Consider the following 22056-nt stretch of genomic DNA (forward strand, 5'->3'; position numbering starts at 1 on the left):
TTGAAGGAACAACACGAACAACAAGAACAACAGCACGATATCACATCCAAATGGATTTGTACGGCCAATCATGGCTTTATTGCCTATGCACAAGAGGAGCTTCGTCGCCGTTTTGGACAAGTAAAGGCGATGGTTCTCATGCCTAGCGAAGTCATTCTTGTTACATTGCCAGCGGATGGAGGGCAGGTCTTGCATGAGTTGCAGACCGACCCGCTTATTTTCTTACGTCATATTCAGCCGGTACAGCAAGAATTTAATCTCTCGGAAGCTGGTCTGGAGGAATTGAACACTGCGATCGTCAGTTTCGTTCAATCCCATCATGAACTCCAGAGCGGTCAATCGGTAGCGATTCAAATTCGTAAAGGTTCGAATGAAGCGGGTCCTATAGACTTAGGCCTTATGAAATCTGCGATTGAGGCAGGTCTTAACGATGCTGGCTTGGAGACGGTAACGCGTGACTCCGATTGGATTGTATCGATTTTTGTGGGAAAAGATTCCGTCTACGTCGGCGTCTCGACGCCAGCAGCCAATCTAAGTGATTGGTCCGGCGGTGCGCTGCGATTCCAGCGGGAAGAAGGTCAAATTTCTCGGGCCAAATTCAAGTTGTTAGAAGCGGAGCGATCGTTTGGCCTAGATCTGGCAACATTCTCGGAAGGGCTTGATATCGGCGCAGCTCCTGGTGGTTGGACTTCGCTGCTGCTAGAGCGGGGATTGAAGGTGACCGCAATCGATCCTGCAGAGATGCATCCATCTTTGACTGCGAATCGTAGACTGACTGTGTTGAAGAAAAATGCGTCTGAGGTGAAATTCCACGAATCGCAATTCGACCTTATTGTTTGTGACATGAGCTGGAGTCCAATGCAAATGGTACGTCTCGTGATGGAATTGTTATATGCGCTCAGATCGGGCGGTACAGCCATTATTACAGTGAAGCTGATGCACAAAAAGCCGCTGCAAACCATTCGTGATATCACGGAAAAATTCAGCGAACATATGGAAATTCGACGCATGAAGCAGCTGGTGCATAATCGCGATGAGATCACACTGTATATGGTGAAATATTAATTAGGTGTATAAAAATGAATTTGCATATGGACAATCCTGGAATAGATGATATATAATGTGACCAATGCAATCTAATATGAAATGGATAGGGAAAGCATCCCGAAACCATGTCGTTCGACCGTAGCGTCGATCGTCATGATTCGAGAGGCTTTCCCTTTTTGTTGTTCCAAAAGGAGGTGGGCTCATGAAATGGATGTCTAAGGTGAGCGTACATCAGGTGCTGGGAGGGCGTTATCGGGTCATCAAGCAAATTGGCGAAGGGGGGATGAGTTATGTCTATCTGGTTGAAGACTTAAAGCTTGTCGGTAAACGTTGGGCTGCAAAGGAAACGAAGCTATTGCAGCCTGATGATGCGGTGGGGGTAGCGGCGGAAGCGGCCATGCTGATTCGGCTGAATCATCCAAACTTGCCGCAAATTGTTGATTTTATCGGGCCAGACGCAGAGGGTTACATTTATTTGTTTATGGATTATATCGAAGGGGAGACGCTTGCTGCAGACTTTGAGAGACGTGGACGATCGCTAACGTTCGATCATATCCTTCGACTTGGTATTCAGCTCTGCGAAGTACTCCAATATCTCCATCAATGCCAGCCGCCAATTGTATATCGGGATTTGAAGCCATCGAATGTCATGATGGATGTGCATGGTCAGATCCGGCTGATTGATTTTGGGATTGCAAGACATTTCAAGCCGAATCAGGAGGAAGACACCGTTTGTCTAGGTACGGTTGGCTTCGCAGCTCCGGAGCAGTATGCAGGCAAGCAAAGCGACACACGCAGTGATCTCTATGGACTTGGCGCATTATTGATGCATTTCGTAACGGGAGGGAGGACGAGCCAATTTGGGAAGGCAGGGATGGACGCTATTCCGCAAGAGGTGCCAGCGGCATTCCGACAGTTGTTGCAGAAGTTGTTAGAACGAGATCCGAATCTACGAATCCAGACGGCTAGTGAAGTCCGAGAGAAGCTGGAGCAGATTCATGTGGAATTGGCCAAAGCTTGGAAAGGAAACCAACCAGCCTCAAGCACGCTACGATGGCGAGGGACAGGCACGATTGCACTGATGGGGGTTCATTCCGGGGTAGGGACGACACATACGGCGATTATGATGGCGCATTACTTAGCTCATTCCAAGCAAAGAGTTGCCCTTGTGGAATGTATGCGGTCTGAAGCATTTTACCGTATTCGGTCAATTTTTGACGGGGAACCCATGAGGAGAACGGGAGAACGATTCACGATTCATGGTGTAGACTATTATCCTTTTCTCGAGTCGCGCAGCCTCATCCCTTTACTCCACGCAGATTATGATGCCATCGTTCTGGATCTGGGTGTTTATGGAGAATCGTCCATGTACGCTGAGTTTCTAAGGGCGAATTTATCGTTTGTCGTCGCTTCTGGTGCGGATTGGAGGCAAGAAGATTTATCCGAATTTATTCGGCAAGCAGGATTCACTCACACCGCAGCAAGTTTTATGGGGCTAATTCCTCTCGCAACGCAGCAGGTGATTCGTGATATGGAACAGGCAACAGCGATTCCTCAGCTGCATGCCATCCCCTATCATGTAGATCCGTTCCACATCGATGAAGATGCGCGGTTAGCATTTCAGGCCGTCTTGCCGATTGAACAGACCCCTACGAAGTGGCGGCAAGGGATCGGTAAGCTTTTATTCTCAAGAAGGAGCAGAAGGGATGTCAAAAATTAGACAACGGACGAAAAACTTATGGATCGCGGGACTCATTGGCGCTGCCATTATGGGCTGTTTGTTCCTCAGTTATGCCGTCTACTGGCAATTACACGTTCAGAAAATAAAGCGGGATACAGAGCTGCAATACGAACAGCAAATATCCGCGCTGCAAGCGGCTCAGCAGGAGCAGCAAGCTAAGAAGCGCAGCGTGTGGGTTCTGAAAGCCAACGTGCCTGCTGGCACACGAATTTCAGCGCAACATATTGAGTCGCAAGAGATTGACCTCAATCATCTTCCTGCGAATTTGATAAGCAGCAAAGAGAAGGTCGTCGGTAAAATATCTAAAATCGACTTGTCCGTGAATACCGTTCTTATTCCATCCATGTTCTATGATGGACAAGCAACACCGAATGATCTTCGTAATGAACAATTTGCTCAGATCCAATTACCTTTGAATTTGCGTGATCAGGATGTCGTCGATGTCCGAATTCAGTTCCCAACAGGCCAAGACTATATTGTTCTGTCCAAGAAACGCGTGAAACAAATCGCAGCGAATACAATCAGTATGCAATTGACGGAACAAGAAATCTTGATGATGTCGAGTGCGATGGTCGATGCATTGATCCATCGCGGTTCAATCTACAGCTTAACGTATGTTGATCCAGGCATGCAGTCCGGCGCGATTGTGAATTATCCGTCGAATGCCGAAGTTCTAGAGTTGATCGAGACCAACCCCAATATTGTGGAGGTAGCGAAGACCGCGCTCGCGAAGGTGGCTCGTAAGAAGCTGGAGGCGGCGCTAGCCGAGAAACAAGTGCTCTATGGGGATGTTGCCATTAGATCATCTGTGACACCACAACCGGCAGTAGGCAATCCGCAACCAGCATCACCGGGGGCACCAACCATCGACAAGTTGGAAGATGGAGCACTGACCAATGAAGAGCAGACACACCTATTCGAGCAATCACCGATATCTAGTGATGATGCAGGGAGTGGTCAGTGATGCGCAAAATTATGGTCATCGGCAGCTGTGAACAGAGTGACTTCCTATTGCTCGTGTGCAAGGTGCTATCCCATGCAGATGGGCGCGTACTCTTCATCGATGGATCGAGATCTCGTAGCACGACGCATTATATTTCATCCCTCCTCCATGTCGGGGAGATCGTCGAATTTGAAGGTTTTGATATCGCAGTTCACTTTTCGACCTATGCGGATGTGATGAAATGGTTGGAGGACCAAGATCAAGGTGGTTATGATTTCGTTATTATTCAATCGGATGATCGAAATTTTTATGATCGATGTTCTCTAGAAGCGATGGACGTCCATGTTATCCTGACGCAATTCGATAAAGGAAGCATCCAGCGAAATGAGCAGATTCTTACAGATTTATGTCTTACAGAGAGAGCTGTGGTTCCTTTTGTCGGGCTGTACGTGCCGTATGTGGTGTGCAGTATTCATGAAGAGTACATCGAAGAACGATACAATAAGCTCGCTGTTCAATGGTCAGATGATAAGCTTCGAATTCATTATGATGAGCGATTGTATGAGCGGTTTATTGATGGACAGTTCGCTGAGCGATTGAACCTGAAACGACTATCAAGAAGTTACAGACGCCAAATCATTGCATTTGTGCATCGTATTTCCATGCTAGAGATGAATCAAGTAAAACGAGCTTTTCGCATAGCAAGGAGGAGATGATGGAATGGGCAAACAAGTAGTCTTTTGGGGGCCAGTTCATGGACAGATGGGAACGACTTCAAATTGTATTTCGGCAGCCTGCATGATCGGTTTCGAATCACCGATCCGAACACTGATTGGTAGTACGCAGGGAGCCTTCTCGACGATGGAATCGGTTGTGTTGAAGCCCTCGGAACGTCTTAGAAGAGAACCTTTTCAACGGTCAGGATTGGATGCGCTCGAGCGACTGGCCCTTAATCAACGGTTAACCGCGATGAATTTATCCGATTACACGATTCCACTATTGTATGAAAGATTGGACATCCTTCGAGGTTCACAGCGCAAGAATTCTCAGGAGGGGCTCATTGATGTTGAGTTGTGGGAAATGATTCTAGGACATGCGAAGCAAGCCTATGATCTGGTTATGCTTGATGAGAATAGTGGTATTCGCCAGTCTGGAACGATGCAAATGCTCCAAGCATCAGATGTGATTGTGATTAATTTGAACCAGAATGCAGCCATTCTGGAGCAATTCAGTGCAAATCAGGAGCTAATTGAGCTCCTTCAGACGAAATCATGTGTCTTTGTCCTGGGCCAATACGAGCCAGGATCAAAATATACGGTACGTAATATCGCACGAAAATATAAGTTTGTTGAAGAATTATGTACGATCCCACGCTGTGTGGATTTTATGGATGCATGTAATGATCACAGTGTACTTGAATTCGTGCTTCGCCATCGTAATGTCGGGTCACGTCACCCGAATTATACATTTATTCAAGAAACTCGGCGGTTTGCGAATACCATTCTGAAGCACGCTGGGGTGGACTCGGAGTTCTTTTGCGAGAAAGGGGCTTGATGGATGGATGTATCGTATGTGATGAATCTTGGGCTGATCCTGCTCATCATCGCAATCGTAGGTGTATTGCTGAAATTGAAGCTGTCGAGCCCTGATGTCAAGCAGCTCTCGCAGCAGCAATCTGTCCAGACGATGCAGGATCAACAATTTACGATCGTTCAGATGACTGCTTATGTTCGAGAGTATCTTCATGAACATGTAAATGAAAATATTTATGCATTAGGATTATCGGGTGAGGAGCTCAGGCGTCGGAACAATAAGCGTCTGGAGCTGCGCCGGGCACTGAAAGGCTGTGTATACGGGGATCTTCAAGATAAGCAGTTCGTGAAGGATTTGATCTATGATTTGCTCGTGACAACCTATGGACTGAATGAACGCAATATTAACCAGGTGATCCCTTTTGAAGAAATAGAACGTTGTACGGATCAGGACTTATTCGAAATTATTCTATATTGGTATAAAGGAAATTATGGTCTTAATGCACTATCTACGCTAATTCAGACCTATCAATTGGATGGGCTGAGATTGCTGAATGAAGAACAAGATACGGAAGGATATCGGATTACGGCAGAAGATATACGATTCATTTACATCAATGAGTATCGGCCGTTAACGTTCGAACAGAAGTTACATATTATCGTCCAACGCATTTATCAATCTTACAAAGGGTTCAGTGTCGTGGATGAAATTCGGGATATGCGGATTGATGGCGTGTCTGGAGGGGTATCTGGGGTCCCGGGATCCATTTCATTCATGCATTTACAAGAACAAATGATGACGGGTAGAAGGTCGGGATTATCTTCAATCGATGCACCTAAATCCTATGATAGTGTATGGATTTTCTATCGTGGGAAATCGATTCATATGTCCTTTCTCAGCTTTGGATCAGAAATCGAGTTGAAACGGGTATGCCAGAACATCTATAAGTACAACAATCCGGGGCAGTTATCAGAGACTGTTGGTTATAAAGTGAACGAAATGAAAGACGGGTCACGTATCGTGGTCGTTCGCCCGCACTTCGCAGAATCATGGGCATTCTTCGTCAGGAAGTTCGATATTCCGAATGCATCCCTTGAATCCTTAATTCAGGATCAGAATGCGGAGATTGTGATCAATTTGCTCAAATATTTGATGAAAGGGGCAAGGATCACCGCGGTTACAGGGCAACAGGGGAGTGGCAAAACAACGCTGCTCATGGCGCTTGTTCGCCATATCTATGGGACGTTGACGCTTCGTGTTCAGGAAATGGCGTTCGAGCTGCATCTTCGGAAAATTTATCCGTATCGTAATATTCTCAGCTTCCGTGAGACAGATCATATACGAGGACAGGATGGGTTAGATGTGCAGAAAAAGACGGACGGCGCGGTTAATATTATTGGCGAAGCAGCGACCGACCCCGTAGCAGCGTGGGTGATTCAATCTTCCCAGGTGGCGAGTTTGTTCACCTTGTTCACACACCATGCGAAGACCTTCAATGATCTTATCTTCTCACTGCGAAATTCATTGCTTAAAATCGGGGTCTTCTCCAATGAACGGATTGCGGAGCAGCAAGTGGTTCGTGTTATTGGATTCGATGTGCATCTTCGGATGGATCGAAATGGTCATCGGTATATTGAGCGGATTACAGAATGTGTTCCTTCAGGAGATTTAGCGTGTGAGAACACATACGAAGCATTCAATATTGTGGAGTACCGAGAAGGTGCTTATGTTGCCGTAAATCGGCTTTCCGCCCGGAGTATAACAGAGATGTCAGAACAGATGTCAGAACAGGATGCTGTAAAACTTGCTGCTTTCGTGGAGAAACATTGGGGGGAACGTTGTGGAGCTTAAATCGATCCTTCTTCTTGTCGTAGGGTGTTCCATATTGCTGGCCTCTTTCCTTTTTATTGTCTACCGTATTGTCGAGCGCAGGCAGCGAAGTACGATCCATGGGCAACTTCAATCTAGGCAATTATGGGAGCGGCTGCATACGAAGAAATGGGGGGAGCGGCTGAGTCAACTTTACCAGCGTTGTTACTTCATTTTCGGTCGAATCCCTGTGCTGCGTCAGTATGTGCACAAAATCCGTCGGCGAATAGCAAGTATTCATGCTTATGATGAACTGACGATGCGGCGTGAGACGGTCCATATCGTACTAATTACGCTTTTGTTAGTGATGGTTACGTTTGGGTTACTCATCATGATGCATCAGAGCTTAACATCATTGGTCGTGGTGGGGCTAACTTTCTTAATACTCAACAATATGATGATTGATATGTTCGTTCATCGGGTGGAGAACCGACTATTGAAGCGATTTGTCCATTTTCTTGGGGATGTCAGGCATTACTATCATGCACATGGAATGATCGAAGAGGCAATCTGGGACGCGTCCGAGCATGCGACACACGAGGCAGAACAGCATGGTAAGAAGATTTATGACATTCTAACCTCTGCTGAGGCAGAAGTTCTATTGGAACATTATTATGAAGTCGCACCGAATCGCTTCCTAAAAGGGTTCGCAGGGATTTCACATCTCATTTCAGAGTATGGAGACAAGGTTCTGAAATCGGGCTCACTTTATCTGAATGCACTTTCGCAATTGACCCAAGAAGTCCAGATGGAGCTGCTTCGAAGGGAGAAGCTGAGTTATCTGCTACGAAGCTTGACAATTATTGCTGTGGCACCCGTATTATTTACCGATCCTATCGAGCGTTGGGCAAGAGATCATTTTGCCGTTATGGGACAATTCTATGATTCGAAGTTCGGGCTGATGATGAAAGCCGTTGTCTATCTTACGATTATCGTCGCGTACGTCCTGTTGCGTAAAATTCAGGAGAATGATGAAGGGAAATTTGCTAGGTCCAAGCGGAAGAGAAAATGGGAGAAGGTGCTGTATGAGCTTCCTTGGATTCGGATACTCGTCGATAGGCTTGTCCCCCCACTATTCTCGAAGACTTATGAACGCATTAAAAATCTTCTCAAAGACGGTAATTCTCCGCTCCCAATGGAATGGTTGTATTTGCATCGATTGGTCTATGCGGTTGGAAGCGGAATTGTTGTGTTGATTCTATGCATATATCTGCACATCGTTGGAAGTCAACAGATTATTAATGTGACGAACAATCCAGCCATGATGTTAGGACGTGTAGATGCACAGGAACAGATTAAAGCGGATGAGGGGCTAAAGATCGAACGCGAGATCACATTACAAATGCAAAGCCAGCGTGAATCGTTGCATGAGAAGGTTGCTGAGGCTGTGGAACGCAGTACAATACAATTCAAGAATGCAGTAGATCAGAAAAGCACCGTGAAGCGTATCGTAGCGAAGATCGAACGACTGCGTGATGAATATTTGAAGTGGTGGGAATTACTGGTGAGTCTACTCATTGGATGGATCGCTTACTCTATTCCGATCGGGCTGCTCTACTTCCAGAAGCGAATGCGTCAAATGGATATGAAGAACGAAGTAGATCAATTCCATACAATGATTGGAATTTTGTGTGAAATGGACCGCACTTCAGTTGAGAGCATACTGGAATGGCTTGAACGATTCTCTTCAATATTCAAAGAACCGCTTCAGCGATGCCTTCTGCACTATGAAGCAGGCGCTGAGCAAGCGCTAGAAGATTTGAAAGAAGAGGTGTCGTATGTTCCATTCTTGCGAACGATTGAGAAATTACAGCTTGCAGTGGATAAGATCCCTGTCCGAGAAGCTTTTGATGATCTTGAATCGGAGCAATCTTACTATCGAGAATTGCGCAAGCAAGAGATGGAGCGAGTGCTCAATGCGAAAGCCAATTGGGGTCAAATGATCGGCTTCACACCGCTTTATGCACTGATCTTCTTATATCTCGTTATTCCGCTCGTCTATACGAGCATGAATCAAATGCAGAACTATTACGATCAAATTCAAAAAATAAATTAGGAGTTGGGAATTATGGGTAATGCACAAAAAGCACTAGTGATGGCAGCGGGTATTTTTTTGGCGATTGCATTGATTACGATAGCGGTGGTCCTATTCATTTCCGCACAGGAAGCAACAAAGACAGCACAGAACAATTTCTCGAATATCCAAACGGAGCTCTCGCAGACTGCTTTTACTGTGTATGACAATACCGTTGTTAGTGGCTCTCAAGTGGTTAATGCACTAAGGAAATTTTCAGATAAGGATCAATTCGGGATTCAAATTATGACAGGGAAGAATCGCTCAGGTTCCTGGTATGGTAAGACAATTGATACAGCGAGCAAAATAGATGACCCTAATTATGGATCAGTAGTTGATAATATCCCACCTACAGGGAAAATGGCCGAGGCGATCAATGAAGCGAAGCCGGATTATGTGAACCCGAGCGGGAAATTCCGTTCGAGGATCATCATGGACAGCAGTAATGTCATTCGAGGCATCGTATTTGAACAGAATTAACGGTTTTGAGCAAAAAAGGGGGTCTTAAAGACTCCCCATTTGGTTAGAGAGGGTGCCTATCTATGGATGAACGCGTCAGGCACATGTTGGAGTTATCTGTTGCGGTAATCATTTTTCTCGTCGCCATGGATTTATTCTTTGCATCGACTGGGATAACTAAAAAGGGACTGCAGCAAGTGTATGAAGTGAATGCTTCCAGTGATCGAGATCTGAAGACAACGGTTGAAATCGAAGGGCAATATCAGGTGACGGGTGCAGACATTGTAGCGATGATAGGATTACTTGAGCATTTAGATGCTCCTATCTTTGTTGATGGAATCAGATATAGTCCTGGGATTCATGTAGATGATGTGGACTTGTCACACATCGAAGTAAAGATGCAGTATACCGAGAAGGTTGAACGAAGCGCATATGGCGCGGTTAGGTTGATTATTTATGAATCTTGAGAGGGGAAGCGATAATGATCAATTCGATAGCGAAGGTTGCGGGGTTAATATTAGCCGTATTATTGTTATTCGTTTTTCCTAATCAAGATTTATACCAAAGGCAGGATGAAATATCTTCCATGCTGGTCTATAAGAGTGTTACGAACTTTGTAGATGCAGCGAGAGACATCGGTTATGTTACACCACAAATGTATAATGACTTTTTCAATGAATTGGCTATGACAGGGAATTCTTATGATATTCAAATGGAACATCGACAAAAGCGTTATGACCCTGTCTATCTCGATCCTACGGATGTGAGTACTTTTCAGGATGATGTTCTGCTGAATTATGAATACCATGGTCGCGTGGATATACTAGCAATCCTATTTCCGGATAACACGAAAGTCATGGACGATAAATCGAGGCAGTATGAAATGAATATTGGAGATTATTTCGGTGTGACCGTAACAAATACCAATCGAACAGCTGCAACGGTCATGATGGATGCGCTAACCGGGGGGATATCTGCAAATCATAACATTGTGGTTCCATACGGAGGTTTAGTGCGCAATGAAGATCACTAAATTGGCTATTATTTTTGTGCTTATTGCATTCCCTTTTACATGGCTGAATAGGCTCCATGCCTCAGAACAGTCTAATAATTTACGAACGGAGACGGCATATAATTCGATGCTGGATACGGCTGTGGATGATGCAGCTTATGCACTTCACTCTAAGCTTAAGCAATCCGAGCAATATTCTGGATACGATTCGGATAAAAGGTATAGCCTAGATGTTCAACTCGCTGTGAGTACATTTTTTAATACCATTTTCATCAATATGAATGCTGTTGAAGATCAAGTGATTCAAGAGTCCATTAAACATTACATCCCTGCTGTAGGTGTCATTGGATATGATGGGTTCACCTTGTATACGGAAGAAGAGTATCAGGCTTCCGGACAGAGCTACTACAAGCATCTTATGAGGCCACTCAAGCCGTATACGCATGTGGATGACAAAGGAAATGTGCTTCAATTCACGCTCGATGATTATGTGGTCGTCTATAATCCGAGCACAAAGCAGTGGTCTCGTGGGTACAGGCAGGAATTGGAGGATAGGATTGATATCCCTCTGTTAAGGGATGCTGCGTTATTCGATTCAGTTCGTCGGCAGACGATCATCGTACATATTCAGAATGAGCTTGCTTATGCCATCAATAAGCACAATGAGAGAGCTAGAAGGAATGGAATTAGTTATACGTTTACACTTCCTACCATACCGGATGAAGAATGGCAGAACAGTATTAATGATGTGGGTGTTATTGCTTTTATTCAAGGTCTTCCGATGGGTAGTGGGGTGTATAACAACTATGCGCTGGGTGGATCTCGTATTCTCAAAGCGTCTCTCTATTATGGAGTTACTCTGAATGGCATCAAATATGTTTATCCTAGTAAATGCACATCTGTTAATCCTGAGAAAGTCTTCTCTTCACAAAGGGAAGCTGCGGCGGAAGGGTACATTCTGAAGCGGTGCTAGCGGATAGTGACAAATTGTAACAAGAATGGAGTTTGTTTATGTCATATTATGGTATAATTTATAGGTTATAAAATGAAATAATGGGAAATATGTGCATAATAATATCGGGTGAATGTACCGATATTATTTTGTATGCTGAAGAAATTTCGTGCATTCTAGCGTTATTTAATGATAGAATCCGAGATTTTCTTCATAAACCCATCGACGCTTAGGAGGAGAAATAATGAAAAAGGTAATGATCTCAACAATGGCCGCAGCTATTCTTTTGGCTGGAAATATGGCAGAACCAGCTTTGAAAGCGGAAGCGGGTGTTCTAGATAACACAATAAGTTATAACGGTCTAACATTTAAGGATGTTCCGGCTGCACATTGGGCTGCTTCTGCTATCGCATCAGCTGTCCAAGATGGCTACTTCAAAGGGTACACCGATCGAACATTTAAACCAAGTGCTCCAGTGACGAAGGCTGAAATGGCTACGATCCTTGGACGGTTAACTGAGCAACCTGTTGTAACAACAGGGAACAGTGCGAGTTTTACGGATATTCCTGACTGGGCAACCGAAGGCGTTCTAGCAGCCGTAGAAAAGGGATTTATTGATCCATCTAAATATGCTGGGAAGTTAGATGCGAAGGCAGCTTTAACCCGTGGTGAGATGGCTATTTGGTTAGCGCAAGGACTGGCTGCGGTGAGTCCTGACTATAAGCAGGCACTTTCCGATGTGACGAATACAGTTATCCCTGCAAAGGAATATTTCACAGGAAAACTACCTGAAACACAAAAAAATAGCGTTGCTGTAGCAATGGGAACTGGATTAATGAGTGTCGGTAGCGATAAAAACTTTGGAACGGATCGGACCACAACACGAGCGGAGGTTGCAACTTTAATTGCACGTTATACTTCTGTTGCAAAGAAACAACCGGATGACTTTAAAGGTTTGCAAGAACTACGCGCTGTAGGATTGACCGGCACAAACTTGAATGTAGCCGCGCCTTCTTATGTAAAATGGCCTAAAGAGAGATTGCCAGAAAGCTACGACTACAGCAAAATAACCGACGACTTTTCTAAAGTTCGAAATAAAGAATTGGTTACGCGCGCGGATTATGCAACAGTAAAAGTGAAAAACTGGATTGTCGTAAGTCCATATGCAAAAGGTGACCAGCGTAGTATTTACTATCCCGTCTTTATGGATGAGGGAGATACCGCCTTACATGGATCGTATTATTCCTTCGCAGAGTTTGATATGAAAATTAAGGGGGACTCTATGAGTCAAACACAAGCTGGTAATCTGATGAATTCCCCTACCATTGATGCATTACAATCACCTAAGTCGAAAGCTTATAAAGAATATTCGTTACCTCATACCCATGATATTACTAAGAGTAGAGGTGTTTTTACAGTAAATAATCCTCATTATTGGGGAATCGGCTTATTACATTTTGATAAATCATTATATCCTGAGGTAGAACTCAAAGCTACAGATGGTACTGTATATTATCTCGCCCCGAACTAATTGATTAAGGATGATAATAATTGAGCAATCCCCAAAAAAATAAAAAGTCTTTCTCAATTTTGTTAGCCATAAGTTTAATATTATTGCCTATACTTATTTACTCCAATGTTGTCTTTGCTGTTGGAGGACCAGGTTCAAAACCCCTATTAAATCCTCCTCACTTTGAACCGGCGGTTCCAGCAAAATCACAAAAAAAAATAAGTCCGGTTCAAGGTGTTGCAGAAACTAGTCCAGGCACTTACATTTATCAACAGGATGACTTGAGATGGAAAGTGGATGGGTCATGTAATGGACAACTTCTAGATAACAATCCATCAACAAACAAACCTGTTTCATCCGTGGTTTGTGAAATTATTGATTTAGATCATCCAATCTATATGCCCACCAAGTATCAAGATAGTCTTAACGAAGTGCACCCTAAAAGTGAGTTTACTGATGTCTCATTACGTCCTATATATATGGATAATACGAGACACTACAAACCTGGAACACCAATTTTGGTTAGTGTAGATTCTTTCATTGGCAGAAAAGCAAAATTCACTATACAAATCGGGGGAGCCATTGAACCATCGGATTATAGACAATATAATCTCGATCACCCAAAAGATCACCCAAAATTTGAGGCCGATTATCTATTTCATACTGATGTATATTGGGTAGCTCTTGCGGAAGTGACTAAAGAAATCAACCTAACCGGTGGGGGAACATTAACAAAAGGGTAGACTAAACAACTCAATGCCACTGTAAAAACTAAAACCGGGGATGGAAGTTTCGGACCTGAAACAAATGTTAATACCGGTAGTGGAGGTACATCTACTTGGAGATCCTCTGACGAGTCAGTTGCTACTGTAAGTGCTTCTGGTTTAGTGACTGCTGTAAACAAGGGCACTACAACCATTACAATACTTTGGGAAAAAGACGGATATCAATTAACAACTACAGCTAATATTGGTGTAGGTACTGAACCAGATGATCCCGGCTGTGGCGGTAAACCATGCGGAAGTGGGCAATGTACCTTTACGATAGGAAGCCCTATGCAATCCTCTGCGGTCAATTTGAGTGACATGGACCCAAATGCAAATGGAGTTATTAAAGCGGACAATAGAGACTCTGAAAAGTTCGATGTTTTAAAAGGAATTCCCACTTCGGAATCTTTATTTACCAATGCATTCGCAGATAACTATCTATTTAAGCATATTTGGGCAAAAATGTCCGGGAAGATCGATTATAATTGTTCGGCTGATGTAACTTATAAAAGAGAATGGACGGTTCCAGGACCGGAAGTGTGTGATGACAAAGGCAAATGTAAACCTGGACCAGCTGTTCCTGAAAGCGATACACAATCTAAAACTTATTCATTTTCATTTACTCGCGACTACTCGTATTGGCAAATCAATAATTTAGAGGTATATAAGATCAATCGGGCGTCAATGAGCAACTATGCTTTGCCGGGTGGAATCGTAACGATGAACCCTTCTGGGTACTCACCTCCTAGTCTAGAATCTAAACATGATGATTCTGTTAACAGTCATGTGAGACCAGGAGAAACCGCATCGTTCGAATTTACTCCTCCTGTTCGAACGGGTGGTTTGAATTCTCCGCCATCCTTACCGAATGATACGGATATGTTAAAAGGTATGGCACAATCGAACACTCCCGAAAGCAAAGTAAATAACGACATGGTTAAATTTAATAATAATACGATCATGGATCATTCCGAAGTGACGAAAGACGGCCCTACGCCAGCGAATATCCCTAATCCAACGACCATAATGCGCGATGTGCTCTACAAGCCGAATAATATGATCAGTAGCACGTTGTTGAATAGAGCTGATACGCCCAGCACCGGGACAATCTATTACGATTTATTGCCGAATAATATTAACGGCGGTTCAAATACACAATTCCCAATTAACGGCATTAATACCGTAACCGTACACACCCCAACCGTCATCTATGCTGGTGTAAGCGATGATCAAGAGCATAACCAGAAGACCAAGCCGAATCCAGCAAGGTCCGCGATCATCTTGGACCGTCCATTTACGATCATGATGCCAACGAAGGGTCAGCACAGGAGTATACCCGGCTACGGAAACCGAGATTATCAGAAATATATTAAATTGAAGGAAGTCTGGTTTCCTTTTGATGTGAAGACAGAATCGGGCACGTTCATTCCGAAGAAAACATGGTACAGCATACCGGTAAGCGATCAATCATCCAATTTCTACCTACCTGTATGGGTGGACGAGGGCGATTATACGGTACTATTCCGCACTTTTGCAGAGAATTCACCTGGAACTGGATTTACGACGCAAACGAATGCCAATCTCAATCTCGTGAACCATGTAGCAACATATACCGTAGATGTCGAAGTTATAGGCAGAGTTTATGATTTCCGAGTTACGGATGTAGAAGATTACCTCTGGGAAGGAGTATTTCGGACGGGTAAGGGCAATCAGGCGCATACGGGGAAATACTACTGGGTTGGAACCAATGGGATTGATGGCGCTCTGCGAGGGAATCAAGAACCCTTCGTACTCCCAATATTAAAGGGAAGCAATCCGCTCCAAGGTCACTCTAATATTACCGTCAAGCAGGGATATAAATTCAAATTTGATCTGAAAACCAAAGGGAATATGTTCGAAGGACAAGATACCATTCGAATTACACCAACCTTCTATTTCGCTGATGCGAAAGGGAAAAATCGGCAAGAGGTTGATCTTTATTATCACACCAAGAACAAGTATTTCGTGAAAGTCGGCTCCAAGGACGATGTCTTTCCAATCAAAGCCACTCTTGATACAAGGCTTCGAAATGTACCGCAAAACGAAATATCGATGACAGCAGGAACACTCTTCGATTTAGGTCTAGCACAAGGGGGTGCAAATGACCGCTTAGCGTTTATTCAAAGGTATTTACAATTGGCACAGCGAGAAGTGGGAATCGGTGGATTCCATGGATTAGATCTCTCCCAACCCATGCGGACATTCTTCGGACCAATGCAAGTCCCGGCTGGCGTCAGTGTTCCTCGAGCTCATGCAGCGGAACAGAAATGGTATGGAGAGTACAGTGTTCCTACGAAATCGTACATTGTTCCGAAAGGGTTGAATGTATATCAACAAGGTCGTTTCAATGACAAAGCTTCGTTTTTCTTGAAAAACGGATATCTCATCGTGAACTTCAATATAGAGACGCTGCGTAAGGGCGATCGGAAAAATCCGCACTTGCAGTACATCTACGCACCGCTTACGAATCAATGGAAACGTGAAGGGTTCAGATATACTGTAACGGATTCCTACGGCGGTATCTTCAAGCTCAAGGATGGAGACGTCATGTTCTATGATGGCGATAAATCGATGTTAGATGATTTCAAGTCTACAGGCATTATGTAATATCCCCCGGTTCGGCTCCTAACAGGTTCCCTTTCTGTTAGGATTTTTTTTATCTATGTAGAATTGGGATAAAAAATAGCTATGGAAACACGACATGATATGTTACAATGTGTTGTTGTAATTTCAAGTAAAGTTAGTATCGACCTGGATAAGGAGCTTTGATTCAAATATGAGTTTATTAACGGTTGAAGACGTTGCACATAATTTTGGAGGACGACAGCTATTTAAGAATGTAACATTCCGCCTGTTAGCTGGCGAGCGTGTGGGACTTGTCGGCGCGAATGGCGTAGGGAAGTCAACACTCATGAATATTCTGACAGGTAAATTGTTGAAAGACGAAGGCCGCGTCGAGTGGATGCCAAAGGTGCGTTATGGGTACTTGGATCAGCATACGGTGTTAACACCTGGCAAGACCATTCGTGATGTGCTGAAGGATGCTTTTCTACCGCTTCTAGAACTAGAACAAGAAATGATGGCAATCACCGAGAAAATGTCGGATGCCAGTCCGGAAGAGCTTGAATTATTACTTGAGCAAATGGGTGAAATTCAAGAGCAGCTCGAAATCGGTGACTTCTATATGTTGGATGTTAAAGTGGAAGAGATGGCGAATGGCCTTGGCCTGGATGTGATTGGTCTAGAACGCGATGTCGCTGCACTCAGTGGGGGACAACGCACGAAGGTTCTTCTCGCCAAGTTATTACTTGAGAAGCCAACGGTACTGCTACTCGATGAGCCAACCAACTATTTGGATGTCGAACATATTAACTGGCTTACGAACTATCTCAAGGAATATCCGTATTCTTTTATGTTGATTTCCCATGATACGGAGTTCATGAATCAGGTCGTTAACGTGATCTATCATCTTGAGTTTGCGAAGTTAACACGCTATTCCGCGAACTACGAGAAGTTCTTGACCATGGCGGATATGAACAAGAACCAACATATCGAAGCCTATGAGAAGCAGCAAGAGTACATTAAGAAACAAGAGGATTTCATCCAACGGAATAAAGCGCGCTATTCCACATCCAGTCGTGCGAAGAGCCGTGAGAAGCAGCTCGAACGGATTGAACGGATTGACCGTCCGGAAGAAGCAGTGAAGCCGACGTTCCAATTCAAGGAATCCCGAGCAAGTGGCCGAATCGTATTCGAGGGGATTGACTTTGAGATAGGATACTCTCACGCACTGCTGCCTAAAATGTCCATGACGATTGAGCGCGGTGAAAAGATTGCGATTGTTGGGTGTAATGGCGTTGGTAAATCAACGCTGCTTAAGACGATCCTTGGCAAAATTCCAGCGATCAGCGGGAAGACCTATTTAGGCGACTACTTGCAGCCTGCATATTTCGAACAAGAAGTTAAAGCGGGTAACTTAACGCCAATTGATGATGTATGGGATGAATTCCCTTCCATGAACCAACATGAAGTGCGTGCTGCCCTTGCCCGTTGCGGCTTGAAGAATGAGCACATCACAAGACCGTTAAGTATGCTGAGCGGGGGAGAGCAAGCAAAAGTTCGCCTCTGTAAATTGCTAATGCGGGAGAGTAATTGGATTTTATTCGATGAGCCGACGAACCATTTGGATGTGGTGGCAAAGGAAGAACTCAAACGTGCCCTCACAGAATATAAAGGGACCGTCCTCCTCGTATCGCACGAGCCTGAATTCTATGAAGATTGGGTAACGAAGACGTGGAACGTGGAACAATGGTCTATGCATCCTACTTCTAAATAATACACATAGCCACTCTGATGCTCGATGCACGGGGTGGTTTTTGCATGCATGGAATGAAAATGAATATGACACACTATGAAAAACTACGGATTGACAGGTGGAGTCTCAGGTGTCGGAGCGGATATTAATTATTGAAGATGATCAAGATATTTCATCTTGTATTCAAGAGCTAATCAATTCAAGTGGTTACGAGGCGGAAGTGGCTAGCGATGGAGAACAAGGATTATCGATCGCATTACAAGGAAATTGGCATTTGATTCTACTCGATTTGAGTTTGCCGGGTCTTAGTGGTCTTGAAGTCCTTGAGGCTTATAGAGCTCAAGGGAGGAAGACACCTGTTATTATTATTACGGCATTGGATCGGACAGAGAGCATTGTTGAGAGTTTCCAGATTGGTGCCAATGATTATATCACGAAGCCCTTTCACTCCGATGTATTGCTTGTGCGTGTACGCAACCTGCTGGATATTTTCCGCCATGTTGGGTTGGAAGGGGCAGAGGATGCAACCATTATAATCGATGATTTACAAATTGAGCCCGATTCGCGAAAGGTGATACGAGGGGGCGATATGATTGATCTTACGCCCAAAGAATTCGATCTCCTCCTCTATCTAGCGAAGAATAAGAACAAAGTCTGTTCCCGTGAAAATATTCTAAATGCGGTGTGGGGTTACGATTTTATGGCGGATACGAACGTGATTGATGTATTTATCCGTTATGTACGTCAGAAAATTGATAAAGGACGTAAAAAGAAGTTGATTCAGACGATCCGAGGAATAGGGTATTCTCTGCAAGAGAGTGATCAGGACCCCATTGAGCGTGATGAATAGAGAAGGACAAGCCTTTAGACGGGTTCCAAAGGGCTTGTCCATTTTTATTACAAGACTCGCTTAGCAACTACATAACTACTCTTCCATATACCTGTGTTCATATTGGAATATGTTACACCGGGTGATCCATAAGTATGAAGGAGTCGACCATTCCCTGCATAAATCGCGACATGGTTTACTTTCCCTTTGCCGTTCCGATTCGTTGTCGAGAAAAATACCAAATCTCCGGGTTTCAAATTCGATTTGGATACCGTTTTGCCAACTTTAGATTGATTGATCGAAGTCCTAGGCAGATTAACGCCGTATTGTTTATATAAGTAGAGTGTGAAGGATGAGCAATCAAATGTTCTGGTCGAAGTGGTTGGTGCGCCAAATTGATATTTGCGTCCCATAAACTTCTCACCTTGTTTAATGATGTTTGCAGCCTTCGCACTTGAAGATAGTGCAGATGTAATGGCAGTGCTTGTCTCTGCTGCATAGGCATGATTCGTTGGTTGGAATGTCAATGATCCAGCCAATCCGATGGTGGCGCATAGTCCAAGTACGATTATTTTGTTGATGAATTTGTTGTTTTTCATTGTGACCTCCGTCATGTCGTAGTGGTGTTGTCTGGTATGATGGGAGTATAGCACTTCATGGATTACCTAATATTTACCTCATATAGTACAAATCTAGGACTGGTAAGGCTTTCCGCCCAATTATTAAAAAATGATGAAAATTTAGTCATAATTTCTTTCTTGACAACGATTACAAGGTTGCAAATCATCTTTAAGTCATTGATATATAAGGATTTTTTGCGTTCTAATTGATGACAGAATTGTCATTATATTTTTATCTTTTTTTAAGCTTGTACTCATATTAATTTCTTCACATTGGTCGACACTGATAATGTCAGTGTGCATGAAGCACACAAGAGATGAAGGAGGTTGACAGGTAATGAAGAAGAATTGGATTCGAGTGGCTGTGTTCACGATGTTCGTGCTCGCCGTTCCAGCAAGTGCATATGCATCCGCGGGACAAGAGTCAGAAGCGAATAGCGCTGAACCGACGGTAATACAATCAGCATTAATCGCACATCCGCATGAGGGGCATTCCAAACGGGGACATCGATTACAGAAATCCGTTAGTGAGAAGCTGTTAACACTGCTCAAGCTTGATGAGAGGACATTCCGCCAAAAGTTGAAGGAAGGAAAGACGTTAGCTCAGATTGCCGCTGCGCAAGGGGTTTCGCGTGATGAATTGAAGAAGACGATGATCGAGGCGCATAGTGAAGCATTGGATAAAATGAAGAAGAACTTTGCGGATCATATTGATCAAATGATTGATTCGCAGCGGAAAGATATGCGTCAAGTTAAAGCATTACATAAGACGCTAATCACCCAATCAGAGTAGCATCCACGTGATACGCCAAATAAAAAAGGTTGCCGAAGGAAGCTTCGACAACCTTTTTCTATGAACTAGTCTCTTGTCAACATCACTAACAGCAACCCATCCGTGATGGTAATGGTCCCTAACTCTTTCTCCAGTTCATTGCTAACAGATAGGGACTTCCCAATCGTCAAGGTTGCTTGGTGAAGCGGGTACCTAAATCCTTCTAATGTAACGCCAGTCACTTGCAGGGATAATGGAAGCAAGGATACATATGTAAATGATGTTTTCTTTACATGATAAGGACGACTCGCATCCATGATACAAATTTCATTATGTGGATCGATAAGTGTACAATGGACTCCGGCTTCGAGCGTTCTACGCAAGAGGTGGATGTTCGAGAGTGAATGATCTATGCGTGTCCCAAGAGCGCCATGAATCACGATCTCGCTTGGATTCTGCTCAAGCGCAAGCTCCAAAGCCATCTCTGTATCCGTCAAGTCTTTGTAGATGGGATCACAATCGATAAATCGTTCACTGCATAATGCAATCTGATCCTTTACTTCCTTCGTAACCGAATCGAAATCGCCAACGGCAATATGCATGGGGATCTGGTGTTCCATTAGGAATGCCGATCCTCGGTCCACACCTATTATGAAATCTCCCGGCTTGATATCATTTAGAGCAGTTGGAGTAAGTTCTCCGCCTGAGAAAATTATAATTCTAGATTGATGATCTAACATAGCGATCGTTTGCCTCCGATTCTTCTAACAATTCACCCAAAAAGTACATGGGACTAGCTTACCAATCTCACTCCATTATCGCAATATTCTATGGTTGTATTTTGCTTATTTTATTTGTTGGCATTTGTCAAATTAGCATATAAAATAGGGAATGCGCAATTATGAAATTTCATCATCGATGGAGAGAGGATGCTTGACGTTGGATTTGGAAGTGTTTGAACTATTCAGCATTATCGGTACGATTGCATTTGCGATGAGCGGCGCAGTTGTAGCAATGGAAGAGAAGTATGATATTCTTGGTGTGTTCATCCTTGCTCTTGTCACCGCATTTGGTGGTGGAGTCATTAGGAATGTATTGATCGGTATCCCTGTGGCGACGCTCTGGAATCAAGGACTATTCTTGAAAATCGGTGTCATCGCAGCAGCTGTTGCGTTCATCCTTCCTCTGAAATGGATTCGCCATTGGCGAAGAATGGAAGCGTTTTTTGATGCAATCGGCTTATCCGCCTTTGCGATCCAAGGTGCACTCTATGCAACACATATGAATCACCCGGTTACCGTCGTTATGGTCGCTGCATGTCTTACAGGAATGGGAGGCGGGATGATTCGAGACTTGCTCGCAGGTCGCAAGCCACTTGTCCTTCATGATGAAATCTATGCGGTCTGGGCGATGCTCGCCGGATTGGTAATTGGTCTTGGGTGGTTTACATCCTCGATCGAATTGTTAGCTTTGTTCTTTATCGTCATTATTCTAAGAATGTTCTCGGTTTATTATAAATGGAAGCTGCCTCGTCGCACGCTGCAGAAAATGAACTGATCTATTGGTCTATAGAA

20 protein-coding genes and 1 pseudogene are annotated in these 22056 nt (G+C 44.0%); 19 read left to right on the top strand and 2 right to left on the bottom strand.

The features are described from left to right. The 17 genes and pseudogenes from C558_RS0107425 (at position 1) to C558_RS0107500 (ending at position 19111) form a co-directional block, all read left to right on the top strand. Positions 1-1065, top strand: coding sequence for a 23S rRNA (cytidine(2498)-2'-O)-methyltransferase RlmM (locus C558_RS0107425; protein ID WP_018755623.1), 1065 nt, complete (start codon positions 1-3; stop codon positions 1063-1065). A 184-nt stretch (positions 1066-1249) separates the two neighbouring features. Further along, a complete protein-coding gene (locus C558_RS30640; protein ID WP_018755624.1) occupies positions 1250-2767 on the top strand; it encodes a serine/threonine protein kinase in 1518 nt (505 codons plus the stop codon). Then, positions 2754-3752: an SAF domain-containing protein gene (locus C558_RS30645; protein ID WP_018755625.1), complete on the top strand. Its 999-nt coding sequence runs from the start codon at positions 2754-2756 to the stop codon at positions 3750-3752. Before C558_RS30640 ends, C558_RS30645 begins: the two co-directional genes overlap by 14 nt. Further along, the gene (locus tag C558_RS0107440; protein WP_018755626.1) at positions 3752-4447 is read left to right on the top strand and encodes a hypothetical protein; all 696 of its coding nucleotides are present in this window, start codon (positions 3752-3754) and stop codon (positions 4445-4447) included. The genes C558_RS30645 and C558_RS0107440 overlap by 1 nt, the downstream gene beginning before the upstream one ends. A 4-nt stretch (positions 4448-4451) precedes the next feature. Next, positions 4452-5285, top strand: a complete 834-nt coding sequence (locus C558_RS0107445) for a hypothetical protein (protein ID WP_018755627.1) — start codon at positions 4452-4454, stop codon at positions 5283-5285. 3 nt (positions 5286-5288) lie between these two features. Next, entirely contained in the window at positions 5289-7115 is a 1827-nt protein-coding gene (locus tag C558_RS0107450; protein ID WP_018755628.1) for a Flp pilus assembly complex ATPase component TadA, read from the top strand. Further along, positions 7105-9189 (top strand): hypothetical protein, encoded by a 2085-nt coding sequence (locus tag C558_RS0107455; protein ID WP_018755629.1) that lies wholly within the window; start codon positions 7105-7107, stop codon positions 9187-9189. The genes C558_RS0107450 and C558_RS0107455 overlap by 11 nt, the downstream gene beginning before the upstream one ends. A gap of 12 nt (positions 9190-9201) precedes the next feature. After that, the gene (locus C558_RS0107460; RefSeq protein ID WP_018755630.1) at positions 9202-9687 is read left to right on the top strand and encodes a hypothetical protein; all 486 of its coding nucleotides are present in this window, start codon (positions 9202-9204) and stop codon (positions 9685-9687) included. Positions 9688-9770: 83 nt separating this feature from the next. Next, on the top strand, positions 9771-10133 hold the full coding sequence (locus C558_RS0107465) for a hypothetical protein (RefSeq protein WP_156826013.1): 363 nt from the start codon (positions 9771-9773) through the stop codon (positions 10131-10133). A 14-nt stretch (positions 10134-10147) separates the two neighbouring features. After that, a complete protein-coding gene (locus C558_RS0107470; RefSeq protein ID WP_018755632.1) occupies positions 10148-10699 on the top strand; it encodes a hypothetical protein in 552 nt (183 codons plus the stop codon). Then, positions 10686-11651 carry a hypothetical protein gene (locus C558_RS0107475; RefSeq protein ID WP_018755633.1) on the top strand — a complete coding sequence of 322 codons (966 nt, stop codon included), beginning with the start codon at positions 10686-10688 and terminating at the stop codon, positions 11649-11651. The genes C558_RS0107470 and C558_RS0107475 overlap by 14 nt, the downstream gene beginning before the upstream one ends. 223 nt (positions 11652-11874) lie before the next feature. Next, the gene (locus C558_RS0107480; protein ID WP_018755634.1) at positions 11875-13161 is read left to right on the top strand and encodes an S-layer homology domain-containing protein; all 1287 of its coding nucleotides are present in this window, start codon (positions 11875-11877) and stop codon (positions 13159-13161) included. 20 nt (positions 13162-13181) lie between these two features. Further along, positions 13182-13883: a hypothetical protein gene (locus C558_RS32470; protein ID WP_018755635.1), complete on the top strand. Its 702-nt coding sequence runs from the start codon at positions 13182-13184 to the stop codon at positions 13881-13883. 96 nt (positions 13884-13979) lie between these two features. After that, positions 13980-14828: pseudogene (locus C558_RS34620) on the top strand (DUF5704 domain-containing protein); the annotation flags it as partial. A 12-nt stretch (positions 14829-14840) separates the two neighbouring features. Then, positions 14841-16553, top strand: a complete 1713-nt coding sequence (locus C558_RS30650; RefSeq protein ID WP_245583745.1) for a hypothetical protein — start codon at positions 14841-14843, stop codon at positions 16551-16553. Positions 16554-16722: 169 nt separating this feature from the next. Continuing rightward, on the top strand, positions 16723-18282 hold the full coding sequence (locus C558_RS0107495) for an ABC-F family ATP-binding cassette domain-containing protein (protein ID WP_018755637.1): 1560 nt from the start codon (positions 16723-16725) through the stop codon (positions 18280-18282). A gap of 109 nt (positions 18283-18391) precedes the next feature. Next, positions 18392-19111, top strand: coding sequence for a response regulator transcription factor (locus C558_RS0107500; RefSeq protein ID WP_018755638.1), 720 nt, complete (start codon positions 18392-18394; stop codon positions 19109-19111). A 47-nt stretch (positions 19112-19158) separates the two neighbouring features. On the opposite strand, the gene C558_RS0107505 is transcribed toward C558_RS0107500, so the two are convergent. Continuing rightward, the gene (locus C558_RS0107505; protein ID WP_018755639.1) at positions 19159-19689 is read right to left on the bottom strand and encodes a C40 family peptidase; all 531 of its coding nucleotides are present in this window, start codon (positions 19687-19689) and stop codon (positions 19159-19161) included. 358 nt (positions 19690-20047) lie between these two features. Between C558_RS0107505 and C558_RS0107510 the strand changes: the two genes are divergently transcribed. Further along, on the top strand, positions 20048-20503 hold the full coding sequence (locus C558_RS0107510; RefSeq protein ID WP_018755640.1) for a hypothetical protein: 456 nt from the start codon (positions 20048-20050) through the stop codon (positions 20501-20503). 65 nt (positions 20504-20568) lie between these two features. Here the strand turns inward: C558_RS0107510 and C558_RS0107515 are convergent, their stop codons facing one another. Next, the gene (locus C558_RS0107515) at positions 20569-21222 is read right to left on the bottom strand and encodes a thiamine diphosphokinase (protein ID WP_018755641.1); all 654 of its coding nucleotides are present in this window, start codon (positions 21220-21222) and stop codon (positions 20569-20571) included. Positions 21223-21400: 178 nt separating this feature from the next. Between C558_RS0107515 and C558_RS0107520 the strand changes: the two genes are divergently transcribed. Next, on the top strand, positions 21401-22039 hold the full coding sequence (locus C558_RS0107520; protein ID WP_040674614.1) for a trimeric intracellular cation channel family protein: 639 nt from the start codon (positions 21401-21403) through the stop codon (positions 22037-22039). Positions 22040-22056 lie beyond the last annotated feature (17 nt).

It is taken from the genome of Paenibacillus terrigena DSM 21567 (assembly GCF_000374845.1).
Taxonomy (GTDB): Bacteria; Bacillota; Bacilli; order Paenibacillales; family Paenibacillaceae; genus Paenibacillus_K; species Paenibacillus_K terrigena.

Bases quoted from the DNA above. Each gene is read 5' to 3' on its own strand.
- C558_RS0107460 (WP_018755630.1), top strand. From the start codon at position 9,202: ATGGGTAATGCACAAAAAGCACTAGTGATGGCAGCGGGTATTTTTTTG.
- C558_RS0107515 (WP_018755641.1), bottom strand. From the start codon at position 21,222: ATGTTAGATCATCAATCTAGAATTATAATTTTCTCAGGCGGAGAACTT.
- C558_RS0107470 (WP_018755632.1), top strand. From the start codon at position 10,148: ATGATCAATTCGATAGCGAAGGTTGCGGGGTTAATATTAGCCGTATTA.
- C558_RS0107465 (WP_156826013.1), top strand. From the start codon at position 9,771: ATGTTGGAGTTATCTGTTGCGGTAATCATTTTTCTCGTCGCCATGGAT.
- C558_RS0107520 (WP_040674614.1), top strand. From the start codon at position 21,401: ATGGAGAGAGGATGCTTGACGTTGGATTTGGAAGTGTTTGAACTATTC.
- C558_RS0107480 (WP_018755634.1), top strand. From the start codon at position 11,875: ATGAAAAAGGTAATGATCTCAACAATGGCCGCAGCTATTCTTTTGGCT.
- C558_RS0107510 (WP_018755640.1), top strand. From the start codon at position 20,048: ATGAAGAAGAATTGGATTCGAGTGGCTGTGTTCACGATGTTCGTGCTC.
- C558_RS0107440 (WP_018755626.1), top strand. From the start codon at position 3,752: ATGCGCAAAATTATGGTCATCGGCAGCTGTGAACAGAGTGACTTCCTA.
- C558_RS0107475 (WP_018755633.1), top strand. From the start codon at position 10,686: ATGAAGATCACTAAATTGGCTATTATTTTTGTGCTTATTGCATTCCCT.
- C558_RS0107495 (WP_018755637.1), top strand. From the start codon at position 16,723: ATGAGTTTATTAACGGTTGAAGACGTTGCACATAATTTTGGAGGACGA.
- C558_RS0107505 (WP_018755639.1), bottom strand. From the start codon at position 19,689: ATGAAAAACAACAAATTCATCAACAAAATAATCGTACTTGGACTATGC.
- C558_RS30650 (WP_245583745.1), top strand. From the start codon at position 14,841: ATGGTTAAATTTAATAATAATACGATCATGGATCATTCCGAAGTGACG.
- C558_RS30645 (WP_018755625.1), top strand. From the start codon at position 2,754: ATGTCAAAAATTAGACAACGGACGAAAAACTTATGGATCGCGGGACTC.
- C558_RS30640 (WP_018755624.1), top strand. From the start codon at position 1,250: ATGAAATGGATGTCTAAGGTGAGCGTACATCAGGTGCTGGGAGGGCGT.
- C558_RS0107445 (WP_018755627.1), top strand. From the start codon at position 4,452: ATGGGCAAACAAGTAGTCTTTTGGGGGCCAGTTCATGGACAGATGGGA.
- C558_RS0107450 (WP_018755628.1), top strand. From the start codon at position 5,289: ATGGATGTATCGTATGTGATGAATCTTGGGCTGATCCTGCTCATCATC.